Below are 21,077 nucleotides of genomic sequence, written 5' to 3'. Positions count from 1 at the left end.
GCGTGCCGCTGGAAGCTGTGGAGGCGAGACGGCTTTACCGCCAGGTCGCCGATCAATTGCGAAGCCTGATCGACAGCGGCGAGTACGCGGTCGGCAGCCGCTTGCCGACCGAGCGCGATCTCGCCGAGCAGCTCAAGATCTCGCGGCCGACAGTGCGCGAGGCCCTGATTGCCCTTGAAGTGGAGGGGCGCGTTCGCATTCGCGTCGGCTCCGGCATCTATGTGACCGAGCCCGTCGACGCCGCGCCGGTGCCCTCGGCCGTCCTCGAGGGGCCGTTCGAGCTGCTGCGCGCCCGCGAATTCCTGGAAAGCGCCATCGCCGAGCAGGCCGCCCGCGTGGCGACCAGCGACGATGTCGCCCGCATCGACGCGGCCCTTGTCGCAATGGCTGACGTCGAGCATCCCAGCGAAGCCTCGATGGTCCACGACCGCGCCTTCCATGTCGCGATCGCCGAATGCCTCGGCAACGCCGTGCTGGTGCGCGTGGTCGGCGAGATGTTCGACCAGCGGCTCAATCCCTACTTCACGCAGCTTGCGCATTATTTCGAAAACCCCGGCACCTGGCTCGCGGCGCTGAGCGAGCATCGCGCCGTGCGCGACGCCATCGCGGCGCGCCGGCCAATGTCGGCTCACGACGCCATGCGCGATCATCTCGCGCATTCGCAGGAGCGCTTTGCGCAGAGCTTTGGTGCCGAGGCATCAGCAGGAGCGCCATCGGCACGGAAGCGGGCGGCGCGATCCGAAGGTCAGCCGGCGAAGCCAAAACGACCGTCTGGCGTGCAGCCCAAGAACGGCAGCGCGCGGCGACGATGAGATGGCTCGTCTCATTTTCGGGACGGGTGAACGAAGCTGCAGACACAATGGGATTTGATCGATGACCTCGACCGCTCTCGCCGCAACCCTGTTCGGACCTGAAGATCTGCGCATGATCGAGCATCCGCTCGATAAACTTGCCGACGGCATGGTGCGCATCCGTTTCGGCGCCGGCGGCATCTGCGGCTCGGACATGCATTACTTCCGCCACGCCCGGACCGGTGATTTCGTGGTGAAGTCGCCGCTGGTGCTCGGTCACGAGATCTCGGGCGAGGTCGTCGAGATCGCAGGCACGGCCGCGAACCTGAAGGTCGGGGATCGTGTCGCCGTCAATCCGTCGCGCTGGTGCGGCCATTGCACAGCTTGCCGCGAGGGCCGGCAGAATCTCTGCGAAAATATCTACTTCATGGGATCGGCCTCGAAGACGCCGCACATGCAGGGCGGCTTTGCCAACTATTTCGACGCGGTTCCGGCGCAGTGCGTGAAGATCCCCGATCACGTCTCCTATCAGGCTGCGGCTCTCGCCGAGCCGCTCGCGGTCTGCCTGCACGCCGTTGCGCGCGCCGGCAACGTCCAGGGCAAGCGTGGCATCATCTTTGGTGCCGGCCCGATCGGGCTTCTGACCATGCTCGCCGCCCGCCGCGCCGGCATGGCCGACATCACGGTGGCCGACATCGCGCCAGCGCCGTTGGCTTTTGCGACCAGGCTCGGGGCGTCCCATGTCGAGAACGTCTCTGGCGGCGAAGAGGACCTAAAGGCGCAGGCCGCGTCACGTCCGTATGACGTTGCCTTCGAAGTTTCGGGCACCGCCGCGGGTCTTGCCAGCGCCATCGGCATCGTCAGGCGCGGCGGTGTCGTGGTGCAGATCGGCAATCTGCCGGGTGGCCAGATTCCGACGCCGTCGAATGCCGTGATGGCGAAGGAAATCGATTTGCGCGGCTCATTCCGCTTCGGGCTCGAATTCTTGACCGCGGTGGAACTGATCGGCGCGGGCAGCGTCGACGTGCTGTCGCTGGTCACCGCCGAGCGGCCGCTGTCGACCGCGCCCGACGCCCTGCGCTTGGCGCTCGACCGCTCGCAGAGCGTCAAGGTCGTGTTGACCGCCAACTGATTGGAGACAACGCATGATGCGCGAGGGATGGCGCTGGTACGGGCCCAACGATCCCGTGTCGCTGGACGATGTCAGGCAGGCCGGCGCGAGCGATATCGTCTCGGCATTGCATCAGGTGCCGATCGGCGAGGCCTGGACACGCAAGGCCGTCGAGGAGCGCAAGAATTTTATCGAGAACGGCCAGCCGGGCCGTTCGCAATTGATCTGGTCGGTGGTGGAATCGATTCCGATCCCTGACGACGTCAAGCGGCTCGGGGCTAAGGCGACCAAATCCATCGACGCCTGGATCGCCAGCCTGGAGGCGGTGGCCGCCTGCGGCATCAAGATCATCTGCTACAATTTCATGCCCGTGGTCGACTGGTGCCGGACCGATCTCGAATGGGAGCTGCCGAATGGTGCCCGCGCCCTGCGCTTTGATCAGGACCGGTTTGCGGCGTTCGAGCTGCATATCCTGAAGCGCCCGGCGGCGCCGCAGGAATATTCACCTGCGCAGCAGGCGCGCGCAAAAGCGCTGTTCGACAAGATGAGCCAGGCCGATATCGACTATCTCATCATGGTCATTGCCAGCGCGCTGCCCGGCTCGACCACCGAGCCGCTGACCATTCCGCAATTCCGCGACCGGCTGGATGCCTATCGCGACATCACGCCAAAAATCCTGCGGCAGCATCTCGTCGAATTCCTCACCCGCGTCGCGCCGGTCGCCGAGCAACTCGGCGTCTCGCTGACGCTGCACCCCGACGATCCCCCGCGGCCGCTGTTCGGCCTGCCCCGGATCGCCTCGACTGCCGAGGATTATCAGGCGCTGTTCGACGCCGTTCCGTCCAGGGCCAACGGCATCTGCCTGTGCACGGGCTCGCTCGGCGTGCGCGCGGAGAACAACCTGCCTGAGATGGCCGAGCGTTTCGGCGCGCGCATCGCCTTTGCCCATCTGCGCGCGACCAGGCGCGAGGCCGACGGGCTCTCATTCCGCGAGTCAGATCATCTCGACGGCGACGTCGATATGATTGCGGTGCTGAAGGCCCTCCTGAAGGAGAACGCGCGGCGCCCAGCCGATCAGAGGATCGTGTTTCGGCCCGACCACGGCCACCGCATGCTGGACGATCTCGTTGCGACCAAACGCACCAATCCCGGCTACACCGCAATCGGCCGCCTTCGCGGTCTTGCTGAGCTGCGCGGCGCGATCAGGGCGATCGGGCATCGGTGAACTTCGCCTCTCCCCGCGTGTGGGGAGAGGAATGCGCGCTGAAAGCGCGGATTCCGGGTGAGGGGGACTCTCCGCGAGTCCATCTCTCACCATGATTGCGGAAGCAGCCCCTCACCCCAACCCTCTCAGGGCGAGCGGAGCTCGTCCCGGCCCCGTAAGAACGGGGAGAGGGAGAATGTAGGCCGCGGACCCATAAACGCGGCGGCTTGATGCGACGAAAGCAGCGTCCGCTTTGCCCCCTATAGCGACAAGTTCGTGCGGTAGCGCAATATGTTGCGATGGGCCAGAAACGGAAAGTGGCACGTCGGCCCAGATATCATCGATAAGCCGCGCCCTATGATGCCCGGTCAGGATGAACCGACTCACTAGGTAAAGCTGCTCATCCCCAATCACGAAAGGGACCTTCGGGACGGCATTTAAGCTCCCAATGGGTGTTCTCGCCGACGTTTTCGTACGTCCAATCGATTTCGACGCTCTTGGTCAGCCGATCGATCCGGCCAGAGATGGTCGGCCTCCCATTCGCGTATTGGCTGCTGAACCCGACAAGCAAGGGAGTAATCTTCGTGATCGGTACGATGTTATCCTGGAACGACACTGTTCGATCGACGTCGCTCACAATGATGCTGAGATTGGAGAGGGGCGTAAATTCCAACTCTGCTCCGGGCTTACCCACCAACCTACTCGTTCCAGTGCAGCGTAAAGTTATTTTCGAGCTTTGCTGCTGCGCACCGACGGACTGCATCGATGCAAGCAACAGGAACACGCACACTAGTCTCATCGACGACAAGCCTCGTTGCTATGTCAGATGCTGTCTTCATGGGCTGGCATCATAGCTGCCGAGAACTGCCAGCGCAAAGATCCGCTTTGGGTCATGAGCGACGTTTTGGCTCGGTTTACGTTAGGTCCGGTCTACCCCTGACAGCCGACACATCCTCAGCCGTGGGCTGCGGCAGCGATAAGCAAACAGCGGGCATGCAGAACTGATTGTCTCGTCCAGCCCGGCACCGCGCAAGGATGAGGGCTCTTCGCTTAGGATCGGCCCGACATGTAAGAGTTTGCAATGCGAGAAATTTCGTCGCACTCAGCATCTAAGATGCTCGTGTCCAAACAAATGGCTGGCCCCGAAATACTGTAGCGGGTCACCCACCCGAAGAGCCTACCGGCCGGCCGCATAAGAATCGTTTGCCTGAATTTGGGCTCTATCACAAGCTCGATTCCGGTTGCGCTCCTTGATCTGCTGGGAATGTACGGCGACACCGACTGGATCACGTTCCAGGGTATGGCTGTGGACGTTAGTCGCTCGTCCCTGAACCCCGTCTCGTCGATCGAAACGACGACTTGGCCCCTCGCCGTTAGCAACAGATAAGAAAACGCAAGGGCTGCACATGCCATCGCTGCAGCCACAATGTAGCTGGTCACGGTGAACCAGTTTTGGCTCCTCATCTGGGCGGCAACAAACCAAAGCATCACTGCAAGGCCGCCGCAGAAGCCCACGCGACTCAGCAACGCAAGAACCGAATAGTGAGCGTTGAGTCTTTGGTTGAGCATCTCAGGTCCTCTGTGGCGCACCAGCGAAAAGGGACTGCCTGTCCAACCTCGAACCTACCTTTCCCCTGCGCAGCGTAGCAATCCAGAATCTCTCCGCGGAACGACTCTGGATTGCTTCCGCCTTCGCCAAGGCTTCGGCGGACAGGTCGCTGCGCTCGCAATGACGTGGAGAGAGCGGTCCCCCTACACCGCAATCGGCCGCCTGCGCGGCCTTGCTGAGTTGCGCGGCGCCATCCGGGCGATCATGCATTAAAGACGGTTGCGCCGGGCCGCCATAGCGGGCGTTATTGCGCTTCTCAATGTGAGAAGTGACATCCCATGCGCGTCTTTTCCGCCGCCCTTGCCACCGAGACGAACACCTTTGCGCCGATGCCGACGGGCGTGTCGGCGTTTCACGAGCGCGCCTATTATCCGGCGGGGAAGCATCCCGATGCGATGCAGATGCATGGCGGCCCGCTCTGGGCCGCGCGGGAGGTCGGGCCGTCGCGCGGCTGGACGCTGATCGAGGGTCTGGTGGCGGCAGCCGTGCCGAACGGCATCGTGACGCGCGCAGCCTATGAAAGTCTCCGCGACCAGCTCCTCGGGGATCTCAAGGCGGCGCTTCCCGTCGACATGGTTCTGCTCGGCATGCACGGCGCCATGGTCGCCGACGGCTATGACGATTGCGAAGGGGACCTCCTGGCGCGCGTCCGGCAGATCGTGGGACCGGATACGGTCGTTGGCGGCACGCTCGATCCGCATACCCATCTCAGCGACGCGATGGTTGGAAATGCCGACCTCCTGATCTGCTGGAAGGAGTATCCGCACACGGACATCCTGGAGCGGGCGCGGGAACTCGTCGAATTCTGCGCGGCGCTGGCCGAGAAGCGCCTCGAGCTGCGCGTCGCTGTTATCGACACCGGGATGATCGCGTCGCTGCACACCACGCGCGAGCCGGGCAAGAGTTTTGTGAACCGCGTGCGCGCACGCGAGGGCAAGGACGGCATCGTCTCCATCTCCCCCGTGCACGGCTTTGCATCGGGCGACGTGCCTGACATGGGCACCAAGATGCTGGTCTATAGCGATGCCGCCGTCGATCCGGACGGCGCACGGGGACAAGACGTGGCGCGGCGCCTGGCACGCGAGCTGTGCAACCTGCGCGAGGCGCTGAACGAGCGGCCGACCGGAATCGATGCCGCGATCGACGCCGCGCTCGCCGCTGATGGCACGGTGGTGCTCGGCGATGGCAGCGACAATCCGGGCGGCGGCGCACCCGGCGATTCGACCTATATCCTGCGGCGGCTCATCGATCGCAACGTCGCGAGCGCTTGTCTCGGGCCGCTGTGGGATCCGGGCGCGGTCCGGATCGCCTTCGATGCCGGCGTCGGCGCGCGCCTCGCTTTACGCATCGGCGGCAAGATCGGGCCATTGTCGGGCGATCCTGTCGATGCCGTCTGGGAGATCCGCGCGCTCAAGCCGGACATGGTCATGACGGGACTTGCGGGAACGCCGGCGAAGCTCGGCGACTGCGCGCTGATCGCCTCTGACGGCGTCGAGGTCGTGCTCTCGACCTACCGCTGCCAGGCATTCGGCGTCGACCTTTTCACCCAGCTCGGGCTCGATCCCGCGCAGCGCAAGATCGTCGTCGTCAAGTCATCGCAGCATTTCCGCGCGTCCTTCGAGCCGATTGCCACGCGCGTCATCATGGTCGACGCGCCCGGCGTCGTGGCCCGCGACATCACTTCGCTGCCATACCGCAAGATCCGGCGCCCGAAATGGCCGCTGGATGCGAGCTGAAGGACGGCGCCGAGAGTACCCGGCGGGCCATCCTAATCTCATCGCGCTTCGGGCGAGAAAGTCGCTGCGGTCCGCGAGCGGACCACCAGCCGGTTGCTCTCAATAGCACGCCGCCATCGCGCCGAGCTCGGGATAGAGCTTGTCGATCGCCGCGATCTCGCTGTGCATCTGGTCGATGATCCAGTCGCGGATCTCGGCGGCGATGGGGCGCATCGGGCGGTTGCGCGGCGGCAGGAATTCGCAGATGCGGCGCGTGGTGGTGAGCCTGTCGGAGGCCGGCACCAGCGCGCCGGTCAAAAGCCAGTGCGAGGCGACCGTGAGCCAGCCGAGCGCGATGCCCTGGCCGAGCAGGGCGGCCTGCACCACGACGGCATAATCGGTGAAGCTCAGCCCCTTGGCCGCGCCGCGGCGTCCGGTGAGCAGCGATGCGTAATCCGCGGCCCAGTCGCCCGGCGTCTCGGCGAGGCGGATGATGGTGTTGCCCTCGGCGGGATCGGTCTCGCCGAGATAGGCAGGGCTGCACATCGGCAGCATCACCTCCTTCATCACCAGCATGCCGCCTGAGGACGGCTCGTCGCGATCGCGAAAGCGCATGCCGAGATCGACATTCTCGACCGCGCCGCGCAGCGCGCCGGAGATGAGCTGGAAGCGCAGATCGACTTGCGGAAACTGCTTCTGCAGCTTGTCGATGCGCGGCATCAGCCAATGCGTGGTGAAGGCGGAGGAGACCGACAGCGTCACCGTCTCGGTGCCCTTGCGGCGCCGCTCGATCTCGGTGAGCCCGGTCTCGATGCTGCGAAAGCCCTCGAGCACGCGGCGATAGAGTAATTCGCCTTCCTCGGTGAGCACCGCGCGGCCCGCTTTTCGGTCGAACAGGCGGACCCCGAGATGCTCCTCGAATTGCCCGAGCATGCGGCTCACCGCCGGCTGCGTCACGTTCAATTCGGCGGCGGCAGCCGTGAAGCTGCCATTGCGCGCCGCCGCGTCGAAGACGAACAGGGCGTTGCTGGAGGGCAGCATGCGGCGGAGCTCAGGCATAACGTCATGTTATGAGGCGCGTGAGAATTTGGCAATTGCCGGATTTTCGCAAGTCTGGTGTCATTGACCTGACAGCCTAAACACAGGGCCTGTGAGAGCAGATTTGGTGCGGTGCACGCCGCGCCTCCGAATGCTCCAAAACCCTGTCTATAAAGCAGGCTTATGGCGTGCAGTGAGGCACGCCATTGCGGGATTGCGCGAGGTCGATCGTTGGACAAACGAGCGGAAAGCGTCGAGATCAGGTCGGCCAGCAAGGCCTATGGTGCCGTTCGCGCCCTCGACGATGTGTCCCTCAATGTCGGCGCCGGCGAGTTCGTCTCGCTGCTCGGTCCCTCCGGTTCCGGCAAGACCACGCTGCTTGGAATCTTGGGCGGCTTCATCCTGCCGACCTCGGGCACGATTCTCTTCGGTGGCCGCGACGTCACCTACATGGCGCCGCACAAGCGCGACATCGGCGTGGTGTTCCAGAACTACGCGCTGTTCCCGCATATGAGCGTCGGCGAGAACGTCGCCTTCCCCCTGCGCGCACGCCGCCTGCCGAAAGCGAGCTGGCCTGACAAGGTGCGCGCGGCGCTCAGCATGGTCGGCCTTGGCGGCTACGAGGAACGCGGCATCGCGCAGCTCTCCGGCGGCCAGCGCCAGCGCGTGGCCCTGGCGCGCGCCATGATCTTCGAGCCGCGCCTGATCCTGATGGACGAGCCCCTCTCGGCGCTCGACAAGCAGCTGCGCGAGACCATGCAGATCGAGCTGCGCACGCTGCACAAGCGCATCGGCGCGACCATCATCTACGTCACCCATGACCAGCGCGAGGCGCTGACCATGAGCGACCGCGTCGCCGTGATGAAGGACGGAAGGCTGATTCAGATCGACGAGCCGGCGCGCCTGCACGACCACCCCGCCGATTCCTTCGTCGCCAGTTTCATCGGCGAAGCGACGATGCTGCCGGTACGCCGCGTCGACGCCACAAGCGTCGCGCTCGGCAACGCGCTGCTGCGCAGTGCCCGCGCCATTCCCAATGGCGACGCACTGATGCTCGCCGTACACAGCGAAAAGCTGCTGATCGACGACGGCGCACAGGATGCCGCCTGCAACCGGCTGACCGGAACGGTCACCGACATCATCTATCAGGGCGAGAGCCTGCGCATCTTCCTGGCGCTCGCCGACGGGATCGCGCTCAGCCTGCGCCAGCCCAGCTATCACCAGGCCTATGGCCGCATTCCGCCGCTCGGCGGCAGCCTCACCGTCACTCTCCACCCCGAGGACACCATCGTCGTGCCCCGGGTGGACTGAAACCTTGTTGCAACCTGAGAGAAGAAGCACATGTCGACCCAAGCCGCGTTCAGCAATTTCAAGGTTCTCACCTTCGACGTCGTCGGCACCTTGATCGATTTCGAGACCGGCGTGCTCAACGCGGTGCGCAAGATCTCGGGCAAGACCCCCGCCGAGCTTGGCGACGAGCAGATCTTCGAGCCATACAAGCGCGGCCGCGACAAGCATTACGAGCGCTCCAGCGAAGTCATGTTCCACGTCTATCGCCATCTCGCCACCGAGCTCGGGCTGCCGGCGGATGATGCGTCCTGCGAAATGTTCCAGCTCTCGGTGCTGCGCTGGGGGCCGTTCTCGGATTCGGTCGAGGCGCTGAAGCGCCTGCGCACGAAATTCCGCCTGGTGGCGATGACCAATGCCGACCGCGTTGCGCTGTCAGCTTACGCGCATGCGCTCGGCAATCCCTTCGACGACACCGTCTGCGCTGACGACACCGGCGTGGCAAAGCCGAACCCGGAATTCTTCGCCTACAACAGGGGCCGTCAGTCGGCCTTCGGCTACAAGCAGTCCGACATCCTGCACGTGGCGCAGAGCCAGTACCACGACATCGGGATCGCGCGGAAACTCGGCTATAAGGTGTGCTGGATCGAGCGCCGCCAGGGCATCGCTGGTTTCGGCGGTACGCCCGCGGTCGAAACGCTGACCAAGCCGGACTTCCACTTTCCGACGTTGAAGGCGTTGGCTGACGCCGCCATCGGGCCGGCGTAAGGGATGAGTGCCGGCATGACACGGGACTGGAGCGCATTGCCATCGGCCAACTCGTTGTGGGAAGCCACAGCGGAGCCGGCGCGCGCCTTTCCGGTGCTGTCCGGCGAGCACAAGGCGGATGTGGTGATCATCGGCGCGGGCTATACGGGCCTCTCCGCCGCGCACCACATCGCCAAGAGCGGGCTCGCGCCTGTTGTGCTTGAGGCCGTCAGGCCGGGCTGGGGCGCGAGTGGCCGCAACGGCGGTGTGATCACCGCAAAGTTTCGCCTGTCGTTCCGCGAGATCGACGCCGCGCATGGCCGCGCCATGGCCAGGCGCATGTACGAGATCGCGCATGAATCGACCGACATGGTCGAAGAGCTGGTCTCCGAATACGGCATTGCCATTGCCAACCTGACCCGCACCGGCCAGGTCAAGGCCGCGCATAACGAGACGACGCTGAAGGCTGCGATCGACGAAGCCATCTGGATGACGCGCGAGATGGGCTCGGCCGAGGTCCGTATCCTCGACAAGCACGGCGTGCGTGAGGAGACCGGCTCCGACATCTTCGTGGGCGGCGTGCTCAATCCCGGCTCGGGCGGCATCCATCCGCTGAATTACCTGCGCGGTCTCGCCGACGGCGTGGCGCGCCGCGGCGTTCCCATCTTCCAGGAATCGCCGGCGATCAGGCTCCGGCGCGAGCAGGGCGGCATCGTCGCCGAAACGCCACAAGGCGCGGTGCGCGCCAAACAGGCGATCATCGCCACCAACAGCTATTCCGATCTGATCAATGCAACCGCGCGTCTGCAGCGCACGCTGATCCCGTTCCGCAGCGCCCTCATTGCGACCGAGCAGTTGCCGCGCAATCTCGCGGGGCAACTGATGCCGACGGGACGCACCTACACTGAGACCAAGCGCATGATGCGCTGGTTCCGCATGGTCGACAATCGCGTCATCTTTGGCGGCCGTGGCGCCTTCGGCAAGCAGGACTCGCAAGCCGCCTTCGGCGCGCTGCGCAGGGCGATGGTCGGCATCTTCCCTGATTTGGCCGACGTTCCGCTCGAATACAAATGGTCGGGCCTCGTCGCGATGACGCTGGACTCGGTGCCGCATATCGGCCGGATCGACGATCGCACGCTGGTCTCGATGGGCTACAACGGTGCGGGCGTTGCGATGTCGAGCCTGATGGGCCGCTATCTCGCCGCCTTCGCACGCGGCGAGACGCCCGACGTCGGACTGCTCGACGTCAGCCGCATGAAGGCCATTCCGTTCTATCCGCTGCGCGAGCCCGCCGTGCGCATGGTCGCCGGCTGGTACCAATTTCTCGATGCGATCGGTCGGTGAGATCACTTTGAAGGAGGCGAGGATGATGACGAAGCAGAGTTTTGGATTTGGGTGTGCGTTGTTGAGCGCAATCGGATTGGTCACTTCGGCAAGCGCGGCCGAGCAGATCACCTTCGTCTCGCAAGGCGGCGCCTATCAAGAGGCGCAGACGGTGGCGATCCTCGATCCCTCTGCCAAGAAGCTCGGCATCACCATCAACCAGGATTCCATTCCCGACGCCTGGCCCGCGATCAAGACCCAGGTCGGCAGCGGCAAGCCGATCTGGGACGTCGTCGATACTCCGACCGGCAACTGCCTGCGTGGCGGCGAGCAGGGGCTGATCGAGAAGCTCGACTTCTCGAAGATTCCAAACGGCGGGGCGATGCCGGAGTCTTATCGCAGTCCCTATTCGGTCTCCTATGAGTTCTATTCCAGCGTACTGTCCTACAGCCAAAAGACGTTTCCGAAGGACGCGCCGAACAGTTGGGCCGATTTCTGGGACGTGAAGAAATTCCCGGGCCGCCGTGCACTGCGCAACCATCCCTTCGCGACGCTGGAGGCGGCGCTGATGGCCGACGGTGTTGCGCCCGACAAGCTCTATCCGCTCGATGTCGACCGCGCCTTCAAGAAGCTGGAGGAAATCAAGCCTGCCATCACGGTGTGGTGGACCTCTGGCGCGCAGTCGGCGCAGCTGCTCAATGACGGCGAGGTCGACATGGAGATGGCCTGGAATGGCCGCGTCAGCGCCGTCGCCAAGGAAGGCGCCAAGGTCGCCTTCACCTACAACCAGGGCATTTTGCAGAGCACCTCGCTCTGCATCCTCAAGGGCGCGCCGAACCTCGACACTGCCGTCAAGTTCCTCAACGAGGCCGTCGATCCCGTACACCAGGCCAATCTGCCGCTGCAAATCGATTATGGTCCGGGCAATCCCAAGGCGTTCGAGACCAACGTGATCAAGCCCGAGCGCGCCGCGCAATTGCCGAGCGAACCGGCCAATGCGGCGAAGCAGGCGTTGATGTCCTACGCCTGGTGGTCCTCGCCCGCGGGTGAAGCTGCCGAGAAGCGCTGGGCGTCGTTCATGCAGAAGTAGGCGAGGTCAGCCTTGGCGACTTCCGTGCCAGATCCATCGCAAAAGCATCAGCGCCGCGAACACGGCCTGATGCTCGCGCTGGTGTCGCCCGCGCTGCTGGTGATCCTGGCTCTGATCGTGCTGCCGGTCGGCTGGCTGGCCTGGCAGTCGATCTACCATGATGGTTTTACCCTGGAGAATTATCGCCGCGTCTTCACCGAGGACATCTACTGGCGCAGCTTCGCGCTGACCTTCGAGATCAGCCTCGCAGTGACGGTGATCGCACTGCTGCTGGGCTATCCCGTAGCCTATCTGGCCAATTCGGTGCCGAAGGGCTGGAGCATCCTGATCCTGTCGCTGGTGGTGCTGCCGTTCTGGACCTCAGTGCTGGTGCGGGCCTATGCGTGGCTGGCGCTGCTCCAGCGCACCGGCGTGATCAACCAATTCCTGCGCTATCTCGACGTGATCTCCGAGCCGCTGGCGCTGGTCCACAACACTTTCGGCACGGTGGTCGCAACCGTGCACATCCTGCTGCCATTCATGGTGCTGCCGCTCTACGCCACCATGCAGAAGATCCCGGGCGATCTCATGCAGGCTGGCGCCAGCCTGGGCGCGAGTCCGTCGCTGACATTCTTCCGCGTGTTCCTGCCGCTGTCGCTGCCCGGCGTGCTCGCCGGCTGCACCATGGTGTTCGTGCTCTGCCTCGGCTTCTACATCACGCCGGAATTGCTGGGCGGCGGCCGCACCGTGATGGTGTCGATGCTGGTGAGCCGCAATGTCGAGCTCTACAACCAGTTCGGGGCGGCGAGCGCGGTTGCGGTGGTTCTGCTCCTCGGCGTGCTCGCGATCTTCTTCGTCGTCAGCCGGTTCATCTCGCTCGATCGCGTGTTGGGGCAGAAATGACACGCATCTCGCCCGCTCGGATTGCCCTCTATGTGATCAGCGCGCTGGTGCTGCTCTATCTGATCCTGCCTGTGCTGATCATCGCGCCGATCTCGTTCTCCAGCGCGCGCTTCCTGACCTTCCCGCCGCCGTCGTTCTCGACGCGCTGGTACCAGCAGTATTTCTCGAATCCCGCCTGGATGCAGGCGACGCGCGTGACGCTGACGGTGGCGCTGTTCACCGTGGTGATCGCAACGCCGTGCGGTGTCGCCGCTGCCTACGCCATCAGCCAGTCGAAATTGCGCATCACGCGGATCATCCACATGGCATTGCTGCTGCCGCTGGTGGTGCCTGTTATCATCACCGCGATCGGCATCTTCTTCGTCTATGCCAAGGTCGGCCTGGTCGCGACCATGCCCAGCCTCGTGCTGGCCAACGTGATGCTGGGCTTGCCTTACGTCGTCATCTCGGTGCTCGCGGGTATGCAAAGCTTCGATCCCGCGCAGGAGATGGTGGCGCGCAGCCTCGGCATGAACCGGCTGCGCAGCTTCTTCGCGGTGACGCTGCCGCAGATCAAGTCCAGCGTGGTTGCGGGGGGCATCTTCGCCTTCATCTCGGCGATGGATGAGACCATCGTCGCTCTGTTCATCTCCGGTGGCCAATACCAGCCGCTGACCAAGCGCATGTTCACCGCGCTCCGCGACGAGATCGATCCCACGATCGCGGCGATCTCGACACTGATGACGGCGGTGTCGTTCCTGCTGGTGCTCGCGGCGAGTGCGCGGCAGAAGAGGAGCGGGTGAGGGCTCCATTCTCGGTGTCATCGCCCGCGAAGGCGGGCGATCCAGTATTCCAGAGACAGTTGTAGTCGAACCGAGCGGCCGCGGCGTACTGGATGCCCCGGTCAAGCCGGGGCATGACATAGATTGTGTGGCGACCAGCGTCTCAACGCGTAGGTCTTTGCAAAGCGCTCACTTCTTCTCCAGCCACGCCAAAATCATCTCCACGATCTGGCTCCTGCTCCTCGCCAGCACCTTGGGCTCGCTCAAATCGCGATCGAACAGCGCACCGAACGTATGCCGGTTGGCGACGCGGAAGAAGCAGTAGGAGGAGATGGCCAGATGCAAATCGATGGCGTCGACGTCGTCGCGGAAGACGCCCTCGCTGCGGCCGCGCTTGAGGATGCTGTCGAGCGTCGCGATCACGCTGGCGTTGAGTTGGCGCAGCTGCAAATTCTGCTTCAGATGCTTGCCGTGGTGGATGTTCTCGATCGAGACGAGGCGGATGAAATTCGGATTGCGCTCGTCGTGGTCGAAGGTCGCCTCGATCAGCCGGCGCAGGCCCTCGCGCGCGTCGCAGCTTTCGATATCGAGCTGGTCCTCCAGCGCGCGGATGCTGCGATAGGCTTCTTCCAGCACCGCAAGATAGAGCTGCTCCTTGCCGCCGAAATAATAATAGATCATGCGCTTGGACGTGCGCGTCCGCGCCGCGATCGCATCGACGCGGGCGCCGGAATAACCCTCCGAGGCGAATTCGGCCATCGCCACTTCGAGGATGTCGCGCTTGGTGCGCTCGGGGTCGTTGGTGCGCTTGGATGGGGCCGGCATGCGCTTGAGCATCACTGTTTCTCCCGCCCGTTTCTATGGATCACCTTGAAGGTGAAGGCAAATTTCGCCCAATCCGACGTTTTTCGATGCGATCTTGCATAAACGTACTAGTTCGTACATTATGGATCGAAACTAAGGTTGCGGCAACCAAAAGCAAAAACGCGCGCAAAGCCGGACGGGCACGACGCGAGCCGCGACCGCCACACGGGGAGGACGATTGATGAGCTTGACCTCAACTGCATCGCTGCACGCGCCCGATAGCGCGGGCGTTTCGCAAAATAAGCTGCCGAAGCGCGCCGCGCTGGTCAGCTTCGTCGGCAGCATGCTCGAATACTACGACTTCTTCATCTACGGCACAGCGGCGGCGCTGATCTTCCCAAAAGTGTTCTTCGCCAATGTCGATCCGTCGACCGGGACTCTGCTCGCGCTGCTGTCGTTCGGCATCGGCTACATCGCGCGTCCGGTCGGCGCCGTCATCCTCGGTCATTTCGGCGACCGCATCGGCCGCAAGACGGTGCTGTTGTTCACGCTGGTGGTGATGGGCTTCTCGACGCTGGCGATCGGCCTGTTGCCCGACGCCAAGACGATCGGCAACGCCGCGCCCATCATCCTGACGCTGCTGCGCCTGTTGCAGGGCCTGTCGGCGGCCGGCGAGCAGAGCGGGGCGAACTCGCTGACGCTGGAGCATTCCGCCAATTCCAACCGCGCCTTCTTCACGAGCTGGACCTTGAGCGGCACCCAGGCCGGCGCGATCCTGGCGACGCTGGTGTTCATTCCCGTCGCCAGCATGCCGGAAGATCAGCTGCTGAGCTGGGGCTGGCGCATTCCGTTCCTGCTCTCGGCGCTGGTGCTGCTGGTCGCTTACCTCGTGCGCCGGACCATGCCGGAAACGCCCGTGTTCGAGGAGATCAAGGACAAGGCGCAAGTGGCGCGCTTTCCCGTCGTCGCGCTGCTGCGTGACTACTGGCCCGATGTGCTGCGCGTCATCGTCTGCGCGCTGATCGCGACCGTCAGCACCATGACCGCGGTGTTTACGCTCGGCTATGCCACCAGCAAGTTCGGCGTCGCGCGTCCGACCATGCTGTGGGCCGGCGTGCTCGGCAATGTCGTGGCGCTGTTCGCGCAACCGCTCTGGGCGTTGCTCGCCGACAGGATCGGCCGCAAGCCGGTGTTCATCGGCGGCGTGCTCGGCTGCGCCGTGCTGCTGTTCCCTTACTTCATGCTGGTGACGTCAGGCAGCACGCCTGCGATCTTCGCCGCCGCGATCGGCCTCTACATCATCTATTCCGCGCCGAACGCGATCTGGCCGTCGTTCTATGCGGAGATGTTCGAAGCGCGCGTGCGCTATTCCGGCACGGCGATCGGCACCCAGCTCGGCTTCCTCGCCGCGGGCTTCACGCCGCTGGTGAGCGCGAGTCTCGTCGGCGAAGGCCCGAACGGCTGGATCCCGGTTGCGATCTTCGTCGCAGGCTGCTGCGTTGCTTCGGCCGCGGCCGCATCAACCGCGCGCGAGACCCACAAGGTCGACATCGCCGATCTCGGCAGGCGGCGCGCGTGAGCGCATGACGGGACAGAGATCGATGTTGACCAACGCTGTTCCCACCGCGCTCGGCCCTGTTATCGGGGCCGAGCAGGGCCACGTCCGCGCTTTCAAGGGCGTGCCGTTCGCAATCGCGCGGCGCTTCGCCAAGGCGACGCCGCCGATTGTTTGGACGGAGCCGCGCCGTTGCACCGACTACGGCCCCTACGCGCCGCAGCCCGGACATCTCGATCTGCCGGAGCAATCCTGTCTCAGCCTCAATATCTGGACACCTGTCGGCGCCGATCGCCTGCTCCCGGTGCTGTTCTTCATCCATGGCGGCGCCTTCGTCACCGGCGGCGGCGCTGATTATGACGGCAGCTTCCTCGCCGCGCACGGCCCGGCCGTCATCGTCACCATCAATTATCGGCTCGGCCCGCTCGGCTTCCTGCAGCTGCATCGCCACGGCTTGCCCGAGGCCAACAATCTTGCGATCTCGGATTCACTTGCTGCGCTCGATTGGGTCCACGCCAACATCGCCAATTTCGGCGGCGATCCTGACAATGTGACGCTGTCGGGCCAATCCGCCGGCGCGTCCATGGTGATCGCGCTGGCGACACTGCCGCAGGCCAAGGGCAAGTTCGCCCGCGCGCTGGCGCTGAGCGCGCCCGGCCGCAACATCATGAGCGCCGACCATGCCGACATCGTCGCGCGCCGCGTGCTGGCCGCGCTCGAGCTCGAGCAAGACCCGCGTGCGATCGAATCCGTGCCGCTGCCAAAACTCTTCGCAGCCGTCGAACGCGTCGGCCGCAGCATCGCGGAGGAAACTGATTCCGGCACCGTGTTCGGTCCGGTGCTCGATGGCCTCGTGATTCCGCGCGAGCCGCGCGAAGTCTTTGCCAGGGGCGCCTTGCGCGACATTCCACTCTGGCTCGGCTCCTGCCGCGACGAGATGGTGATGTTCCTGAAGAGCACGCCTCCGGCCGCGATGATCCGCACCACCGAGCGAAACGTGCGTGTCGCGCTCAGTGATGCCGGCTGGGAACGGTTGCTGGCCTGCTATCGCGGCTCGGCGCGTCCCGATGAAGATCCGTACGAGGCGCTGCTATCGGACGCGTTCTGGCATCGCCCGATGGCCGATCTCGCGCGGAGCCACGCGGCCGCCGGCGGCATGGTGTGGCTCAGCCGGTTCGACCATCGCCCGGCGCTGGAGCCGTTCCTGTCGCAAGGACCGACGCATGGCGCCGACAATGCCTGCCTCTGGGCGCATCTGCCTGAGTTCATCGACCGCCCGATCCTGAAGCGCAAGGGCGGCTCGATGACACCTGCCGATATAGACGTCGCGGCGCGCTTTCAAACCAGCCTGCTGCGCTTCGTGACGTCGGGCCAGCCCGATGTCGCGGAAGCCTGGCCACGGTTCGAGCTGAGCAAGGAGCCGCTCGCCATTTTCGGCCAGCCGTTTCATATTATTCCCCTCAACGAAGGCGTGCGCTCCCGCCTGTGGGCGGAACTGAGCAATGGCGACAACGATAAAAAGAACATCAGGGAGGCCGTATGAGCATTTTGAACAAGAACGCTCCGTGGTCCGCGATCTCGATCGCTTCGCTCCTGACAATATTGGTGGCTTCGCCCGTCGCCGCGCAGATCGTCGCGACGCCCGTTCCCGGCGACCCCGTCAGCATCGACAGCGGCGCCGTGTCCGGCAAGGTGCTGCCGTCGAATGTAAAGGCCTATTTCGGCATTCCCTTTGCCGCGCCGCCGCTCGGCGATCTCCGGTGGCGCGCGCCGCAGAAGGTCGAGGCGTGGAAGGGCGTCTATCATGCCGACCGGCTGGCACCGGAATGCATCCAGGTGCTTCGCCGGCACAATCTCAATCATTATTTCGGCGAGGAAGCGACCAGCGAGAACTGCCTTTATCTGAACATCTGGGCGAGCGCGGATGCCAAGCCCGGCGCCAAGCTGCCAGTGGTGGTCTGGATCTACGGCGGCGGTTTCACGCTCGGCTCCAGCGGCATGGCGATGTATGACGGCGAGAACGTTGCGAAGAAGGGCACGATCTTCGTCAGCTTCAATTATCGCGTCGGCATCCTGGGTAATCTTGCCCATCCGGAACTCACAGCGGAATCGCAAAATCACGCGTCCGGCAATTACGGCCTGATGGACCAGGTCGCGGCGTTGCAATGGGTCAAGCGTAACATCGCGCAGTTCGGCGGCGACCCTGACAACGTCACCATCACCGGCCAGTCGGCCGGCGCGATGTCGGTGTCGGCGCTGGAGGCAAGCCCGCTGGCCAAGGGCTTGTTCAATCGCGGCTTCGCGATGAGTCTGAGCATGTTCGACGTCAGGTTTAAATTCCCGGCGCTTCCTGCCGCGGAGAAAATCGGTCTCGAGGTGCAGTCGGCGCTCGGCGCGTCCTCGCTGGCCGAGATGCGGCTGATCCAGGCTGACAAGATCCTGGCGGTCCAGAAGGATTGCCAGCTCGGCTGCGCCGGAACGATCTCGGTCCCGCTCGATATTGACGGCTACGTGCTGCCTGACACCGTCCCGAACATCTTTGCGGCCGGCAAGCAGAACGATGTGGCGACCGTCGCAGGCTTCACGAGCGACGAGAGCTCGAACGACCTTCGCACTGCCGGCACGCTCGAGGCCTACGTCGCCGCTGCGAAAAAACTCTACGGCGATCAGGCCGATCGTTTCCTCGCGCTCTATCCAGCCAAGACGGACGCCGAGGCGAAGGCCATGGGCCTGCTCGCCGCGCGCGAGGGCTTGGTCGAGATCGGTACGCGCAACTGGGCCGAGGCCCAGGCGAGGACCGGAAAGGCGCCGTTCTACATGTACATGTTCTCGCGCGTGCATCCCTTCGCGCCGGGTGTCGAATTCTTCGACAGCCCGCAGAGGATCGGCGCCTATCACACCTCTGATGTGCCCTACTGGTTCGGAACGCTGGACGCCTTCAACAAATTCCGCACCACGCGCAACTGGACCGAGTTCGATCGTGCGTTGTCCGAGCGCATGATGGATACGCTCGTGACCTTCGCGCGATCAGGCAATCCCGCGACGCCGGCAACGCCATGGCCGCAATGGAAGCAGGACGCGCAAACCTATGTCGAGTTCGGCGACATCTCGGGCGTGCGCGAAGAGAACCGGGCGCGGCTCGAGTTCCACACGCCCGGCAACGTCACGCCGTCGACGCCGCGGATTTCGCGCGACTAGCGCGGGGCTCACAGATCCCTGGAGGATGTCCCCCGAGACGGACGTTCAGCCGGATTTGACCCTTCGCAATTGTGCAGCGCGCGCATACGCTGCCGACGCGAGAAGCCGCTTTATCGCCGGTTCGCTCGCGGCTAGTCTTGCTCGTCTGTTTTGACGGCATCCGCGTTGCCCTCGCCGAGAGGCAGGACATCGGTGCGTCGCTTAACCCGGAAGGGAGACAGGATGCGCGCTGTCATCGTCGGTGCGGGGATGGGCGGGTTGATGTCGGCATTGGCACTGCGACAATCCGGCGTGTTCGCGTCGATCCATGTCTATGAGCAAACGAAAGTGCCGAGCACCGCGGGTGCCGGGTTGAACATTCCACCCAACGGGGCCCGGATATGCCGTTGGCTGGGCGTCGACCTCGATGGGGGAGATCCCAAGGGCCCCGATGGGGCGATCGACGGCGGCCGGGCGGCTATTCTGGAATCCACACGGCAGTTCAACGCGGATGGCAGCGTGACAAAGCGGCCGTTCGATCACGTTACCGCTGCGGGCGACGGCGCCGGGTTTCATCACATGCACAGGCTGGACTTGTTGATGTGCCTCTACAAGCGCGTGTTCGAATTCGGCCCGGATAGCGGGGCACCGTGCCCGATCACTGTGCACATGGATTGTCGGCTCACCGAGTTACGTCAGACCGACGGCGAGGTCACGGCGACGTTTTCGAACGGCCAAACCGCGACCGGAGAGGTCCTGGTCGGTGCGGACGGCATCAACTCCGGCACGCTGCAACTGGCGTGGCCGAACCCGCGTCCCAAGCGCTGGACCGAGGTGACCTGCTTTCGTGGCCTCATTCCGCGAGCCGTCGTCGCCTCGCTCCGCAAGGCCGATGGCAGCGCGCTGGACCACAATCCGATCGACTCTTTCAGCATGGACCGCCACCGCAATGACAGGAGCGGGGCAACGACATATTGGGTGCGCGGCGGTGAGTTGTTGAACGTGTGGATCGCCCGCTACGAGCCCGACTCGGCCGCGTTCGAGCGAGAGGAGGGCGACTGGTTTCCCGTCGGTCGGGAAGAGATCCTTCGCGAGGTGGGCGAGGCATTCGAGGGGAGCCCCAGTCGCGAGGACCTGCTCGCTCTTGCAGGGGCGATCGTTCGCCCGACCAAGTGGGGCCTCTACGATCGCGATGCCCTCGAAACCTGGGTCCAGGGCCGCATCTGTCTTCTCGGCGATGCGGCGCACCCAATGCTTCCAACTTTCGGCCAGGGCGCTGCGCAATCCTTTGAGGACGCGGCTGCGCTCGCCAGCGCCTTCACGCTGCACAAGGGCGATGTCGCGACAGCGTTGTTGCATTACGAGCGCGTGCGGCATTACCGCGCCACCCGCTTCCAACTCGGCTCCAAATTCGCCTTCGATCATCTGCGAGCAAAGGACACCGCCGAGCAGAAGGCACTGCTCGAGAAGCTGGACGAGCGGGTGAGCCCGGCGTTTGCTCACGACAAGCGAGGCGGCGAGGACGATTCCTGGATCTACGCCTATGATGCCCGCAATATCGGCACTGAGCTGCCTTACAAGAGATTGGGGCCGTGGGATTTCCGCCGCGCCGCCAAGACCAACTACGCCACGGTGACCGGCGCGCTATGGAAGCCAGCTTCTCCCGCCAGCGCTCCGCGCCGCGTCACGCGCGAAGAGGTCGCCAGGCACAACACCCGAGACGATTGCTGGGTCATCATCTCGGGGAAAGTTTATGACATTACCGAGTGGGCACCCCATCACCCCGGCGGCGCCGGAATTGCCCGAATGTATGCCGGCAAGGAAGCCACGGCGGAATTTGGGGACTACCACAGTGCCGAAGCGGTCGCGCACATGGCTTACTTCCGCGTCGGCGATCTCATTGAGGTTCCGGTCGATCGCCAAAAACACCTGTAATCTGCTTCACAGGCGGCCTCGCCAATCTGCGCTAGATGAAGTCAGGCC

17 protein-coding genes are annotated in these 21,077 nt (G+C 64.2%); 14 read left to right on the top strand and 3 right to left on the bottom strand.

The window, feature by feature from the left end; genetic code table 11:
* Window positions 1–2 precede the first annotated feature (2 nt).
* The 3 genes from XI06_RS00615 (at window position 3) to uxuA (ending at window position 3,127) form a co-directional block, all read left to right on the top strand.
* Complete coding sequence (locus tag XI06_RS00615) at window positions 3–812, top strand: FadR/GntR family transcriptional regulator (protein WP_237862705.1); 810 nt, start codon at window positions 3–5, stop codon at window positions 810–812.
* 61 nt (window positions 813–873) lie between these two features.
* Window positions 874–1,923 (top strand): L-idonate 5-dehydrogenase, encoded by a 1,050-nt coding sequence (locus tag XI06_RS00610; RefSeq protein ID WP_271604392.1) that lies wholly within the window; start codon window positions 874–876, stop codon window positions 1,921–1,923.
* Between the two features lie 13 nt (window positions 1,924–1,936).
* Complete coding sequence (gene uxuA, locus XI06_RS00605) at window positions 1,937–3,127, top strand: mannonate dehydratase (protein WP_271604391.1); 1,191 nt, start codon at window positions 1,937–1,939, stop codon at window positions 3,125–3,127.
* Window positions 3,128–3,506: 379 nt separating this feature from the next.
* On the opposite strand, the gene XI06_RS00600 is transcribed toward uxuA, so the two are convergent.
* Window positions 3,507–3,800 carry a hypothetical protein gene (locus tag XI06_RS00600; RefSeq protein WP_271604390.1) on the bottom strand — a complete coding sequence of 98 codons (294 nt, stop codon included), beginning with the start codon at window positions 3,798–3,800 and terminating at the stop codon, window positions 3,507–3,509.
* Window positions 3,801–4,993: 1,193 nt separating this feature from the next.
* On the opposite strand from XI06_RS00600, the gene XI06_RS00595 reads away from it, so the two are divergent.
* On the top strand, window positions 4,994–6,451 hold the full coding sequence (locus tag XI06_RS00595; RefSeq protein WP_271604389.1) for a M81 family metallopeptidase: 1,458 nt from the start codon (window positions 4,994–4,996) through the stop codon (window positions 6,449–6,451).
* Window positions 6,452–6,550: 99 nt separating this feature from the next.
* On the opposite strand, the gene XI06_RS00590 is transcribed toward XI06_RS00595, so the two are convergent.
* Window positions 6,551–7,489: a LysR family transcriptional regulator gene (locus XI06_RS00590; RefSeq protein WP_271604388.1), complete on the bottom strand. Its 939-nt coding sequence runs from the start codon at window positions 7,487–7,489 to the stop codon at window positions 6,551–6,553.
* Window positions 7,490–7,699: 210 nt separating this feature from the next.
* Here XI06_RS00590 and XI06_RS00585 point away from each other — a divergent pair, with 210 nt between their 5' ends.
* From XI06_RS00585 to XI06_RS00560, 6 genes are all read left to right on the top strand, one after another.
* Window positions 7,700–8,779 (top strand): ABC transporter ATP-binding protein, encoded by a 1,080-nt coding sequence (locus tag XI06_RS00585; protein ID WP_271604387.1) that lies wholly within the window; start codon window positions 7,700–7,702, stop codon window positions 8,777–8,779.
* A gap of 30 nt (window positions 8,780–8,809) precedes the next feature.
* Complete coding sequence (locus tag XI06_RS00580; RefSeq protein WP_271604386.1) at window positions 8,810–9,523, top strand: HAD family hydrolase; 714 nt, start codon at window positions 8,810–8,812, stop codon at window positions 9,521–9,523.
* 15 nt (window positions 9,524–9,538) lie between these two features.
* Entirely contained in the window at window positions 9,539–10,846 is a 1,308-nt protein-coding gene (locus XI06_RS00575) for an NAD(P)/FAD-dependent oxidoreductase (protein ID WP_271604385.1), read from the top strand.
* Between the two features lie 22 nt (window positions 10,847–10,868).
* The gene (locus XI06_RS00570; RefSeq protein ID WP_237862695.1) at window positions 10,869–11,915 is read left to right on the top strand and encodes an ABC transporter substrate-binding protein; all 1,047 of its coding nucleotides are present in this window, start codon (window positions 10,869–10,871) and stop codon (window positions 11,913–11,915) included.
* A gap of 69 nt (window positions 11,916–11,984) precedes the next feature.
* Window positions 11,985–12,797, top strand: coding sequence for an ABC transporter permease (locus XI06_RS00565; protein WP_237872643.1), 813 nt, complete (start codon window positions 11,985–11,987; stop codon window positions 12,795–12,797).
* Complete coding sequence (locus XI06_RS00560; RefSeq protein ID WP_271604384.1) at window positions 12,794–13,579, top strand: ABC transporter permease; 786 nt, start codon at window positions 12,794–12,796, stop codon at window positions 13,577–13,579. Before XI06_RS00565 ends, XI06_RS00560 begins: the two co-directional genes overlap by 4 nt.
* Window positions 13,580–13,747: 168 nt before the next feature.
* Here the strand turns inward: XI06_RS00560 and XI06_RS00555 are convergent, their stop codons facing one another.
* Window positions 13,748–14,395: a TetR/AcrR family transcriptional regulator gene (locus XI06_RS00555; protein ID WP_237891370.1), complete on the bottom strand. Its 648-nt coding sequence runs from the start codon at window positions 14,393–14,395 to the stop codon at window positions 13,748–13,750.
* 208 nt (window positions 14,396–14,603) lie between these two features.
* Here XI06_RS00555 and XI06_RS00550 point away from each other — a divergent pair, with 208 nt between their 5' ends.
* The 4 genes from XI06_RS00550 (at window position 14,604) to XI06_RS00535 (ending at window position 21,029) form a co-directional block, all read left to right on the top strand.
* Window positions 14,604–15,941 carry an MFS transporter gene (locus tag XI06_RS00550; RefSeq protein ID WP_237874288.1) on the top strand — a complete coding sequence of 446 codons (1,338 nt, stop codon included), beginning with the start codon at window positions 14,604–14,606 and terminating at the stop codon, window positions 15,939–15,941.
* A 22-nt stretch (window positions 15,942–15,963) separates the two neighbouring features.
* Window positions 15,964–17,460 (top strand): carboxylesterase/lipase family protein, encoded by a 1,497-nt coding sequence (locus XI06_RS00545; RefSeq protein WP_271604383.1) that lies wholly within the window; start codon window positions 15,964–15,966, stop codon window positions 17,458–17,460.
* Window positions 17,457–19,115, top strand: coding sequence for a carboxylesterase/lipase family protein (locus XI06_RS00540; protein ID WP_271604382.1), 1,659 nt, complete (start codon window positions 17,457–17,459; stop codon window positions 19,113–19,115). The genes XI06_RS00545 and XI06_RS00540 overlap by 4 nt, the downstream gene beginning before the upstream one ends.
* A 150-nt stretch (window positions 19,116–19,265) precedes the next feature.
* On the top strand, window positions 19,266–21,029 hold the full coding sequence (locus XI06_RS00535; RefSeq protein ID WP_237874283.1) for a cytochrome b5 domain-containing protein: 1,764 nt from the start codon (window positions 19,266–19,268) through the stop codon (window positions 21,027–21,029).
* The last annotated feature ends 48 nt before the right edge of the window (window positions 21,030–21,077 follow it).

Source organism: Bradyrhizobium sp. CCBAU 11434 (assembly GCF_028128895.1).
In the GTDB taxonomy this organism is placed as follows: domain Bacteria; phylum Pseudomonadota; class Alphaproteobacteria; order Rhizobiales; family Xanthobacteraceae; genus Bradyrhizobium; species Bradyrhizobium zhengyangense.
The sequence above is the reverse complement of the archived record's forward strand: the minus strand, read 5'-3'. Positions and strand labels throughout refer to the sequence as shown.

What these genes read in the sequence shown, in the direction of transcription:
- XI06_RS00580 (WP_271604386.1), top strand. Translation starts at nt 8,810, where the DNA reads ATGTCGACCCAAGCCGCGTTCAGCAATTTCAAGGTTCTCACCTTCGAC.
- XI06_RS00560 (WP_271604384.1), top strand. Translation starts at nt 12,794, where the DNA reads ATGACACGCATCTCGCCCGCTCGGATTGCCCTCTATGTGATCAGCGCG.
- XI06_RS00545 (WP_271604383.1), top strand. Translation starts at nt 15,964, where the DNA reads ATGTTGACCAACGCTGTTCCCACCGCGCTCGGCCCTGTTATCGGGGCC.
- XI06_RS00570 (WP_237862695.1), top strand. Translation starts at nt 10,869, where the DNA reads ATGATGACGAAGCAGAGTTTTGGATTTGGGTGTGCGTTGTTGAGCGCA.
- XI06_RS00550 (WP_237874288.1), top strand. Translation starts at nt 14,604, where the DNA reads ATGAGCTTGACCTCAACTGCATCGCTGCACGCGCCCGATAGCGCGGGC.
- XI06_RS00565 (WP_237872643.1), top strand. Translation starts at nt 11,985, where the DNA reads ATGCTCGCGCTGGTGTCGCCCGCGCTGCTGGTGATCCTGGCTCTGATC.
- XI06_RS00555 (WP_237891370.1), bottom strand. Translation starts at nt 14,395, where the DNA reads ATGCTCAAGCGCATGCCGGCCCCATCCAAGCGCACCAACGACCCCGAG.
- XI06_RS00540 (WP_271604382.1), top strand. Translation starts at nt 17,457, where the DNA reads ATGAGCATTTTGAACAAGAACGCTCCGTGGTCCGCGATCTCGATCGCT.
- uxuA (WP_271604391.1), top strand. Translation starts at nt 1,937, where the DNA reads ATGATGCGCGAGGGATGGCGCTGGTACGGGCCCAACGATCCCGTGTCG.
- XI06_RS00610 (WP_271604392.1), top strand. Translation starts at nt 874, where the DNA reads ATGACCTCGACCGCTCTCGCCGCAACCCTGTTCGGACCTGAAGATCTG.
- XI06_RS00575 (WP_271604385.1), top strand. Translation starts at nt 9,539, where the DNA reads ATGACACGGGACTGGAGCGCATTGCCATCGGCCAACTCGTTGTGGGAA.
- XI06_RS00595 (WP_271604389.1), top strand. Translation starts at nt 4,994, where the DNA reads ATGCGCGTCTTTTCCGCCGCCCTTGCCACCGAGACGAACACCTTTGCG.
- XI06_RS00590 (WP_271604388.1), bottom strand. Translation starts at nt 7,489, where the DNA reads ATGCCTGAGCTCCGCCGCATGCTGCCCTCCAGCAACGCCCTGTTCGTC.